Source organism: Arthrobacter sp. SIMBA_036 (assembly GCF_046535135.1).
Taxonomy (GTDB): Bacteria; Actinomycetota; Actinomycetes; order Actinomycetales; family Micrococcaceae; genus Arthrobacter.
In genome coordinates, this window is record NZ_JAWRXG010000035.1 from 1 (window position 1) to 1,277 (window position 1,277).

Here is a 1,277-nt window from a genome sequence, read left to right on the forward strand (position 1 = left end):
GGGACTGCTGAAGGTTTGATTGACACTTTGCCTGTGAGGATTTGATCCTTGCGGGTGGAAGGATGTTCATCATGCCCAAAGCCTTTCCCGAAGAGTTCCGCCGCGATGTCGTTGCGGTTGCCCGTAAGGGCGAAGCGCCCATCACGCAGATCGCCAAGGATTTCGGTGTCTCACCCGCTGCCCTGCACCGCTGGATGAAGATCGCCGACAGAGAAGACGGTGTTATGGCCGGTGCCGTGTCCGATGACGCCGCGAAGCTGCGGGAGGCCAACAAACGCATCCGGCTCCTGGAACAGGAAGCCGAAGTCATGCGCCGTGCCGTGGCCTACCTGTCCCGGGACATCAATCCAAAAAAATGATGTACCCGCTGGTCCGCGAGTTGGCTGCCAGGGACGCCCCGATCAGGGTTCCAGTGGCAGTGTCCTGCCGGGTACTGAATTTCTCCAGACAGGCCTACTACCAGTGGGCCGCCAACCCCGTCCCCGCCCGGGACTGGGAAGAAGCCCACTTGATCAACGCCGCCATCAACCACCACCGCGACGATCCTGCCTTCGGATACCGGTTCATCGCCGATGAGATCAACGCCGGTCCCGGCCCGGCCGCCAGCGAACGCCGGATCTGGCGGCTGTGCTCCCAGAACGGCATCCTCTCGGTTATCCACCGCCGGCGCCGGTCAGGGCTCAAGGCCGGCCCGCCGGTCCACGATGACCTCATCGAACGGGATTTCAGCGCCACGGCACCGAACCGGAAATGGCTCACGGACATCACCGAGCACCACACCGGGGAGGGAAAGCTGTACCTGTGCGCGATCAAGGACCTGCATTCGAACCGGATCGTCGGGTACTCGATGGACGGGCGGATGAAAGCGTCCCTGGCCGTTGCCGCCCTGGACCACGCCGTGGCCCTTAGGAAACCGGCGGGCACGGTGGTCCATAGCGATCGCGGGTCCCAGTTCAGATCCAGAAAGTTCGTCCTGGCCCTGAACACCTACGGCCTGCACGGATCGATGGGCCGGGTAGGGGCATGCGGTGACAATGCAGCGATGGAATCGTTCTTCTCCCTGCTTCAAAAGAACGTCCTGAACCGGAAACGATGGGACACTCGGGCGGAGCTCCGGCTGGCCATCACGACGTGGATCGAGCGCAGCTACCACCGCAAACGCCGTCAACGCGCCCTCGGACGGCTGACACCCATCGAGTTTGAGACAATAAAAAACGCGGCCTCAGCCACGTAAGAAAATATCAACCCCAGCTGTCAACTAAACCTTCAGCAGTCCC

1 protein-coding gene is annotated in these 1,277 nt (G+C 61.9%); it reads left to right on the forward strand.

Going from position 1 to position 1,277, the window contains the following annotated elements; translation table 11 throughout:
• The first annotated feature begins 71 nt into the window (after positions 1 to 71).
• A protein-coding gene (locus SB659_RS19010; protein WP_410551514.1) for an IS3 family transposase occupies positions 72 to 1,234 on the forward strand; the annotation gives its coding sequence in 2 pieces (ribosomal slippage) (positions 72 to 350 and positions 353 to 1,234; 1,161 coding nt in all).
• The last annotated feature ends 43 nt before the right edge of the window (positions 1,235 to 1,277 follow it).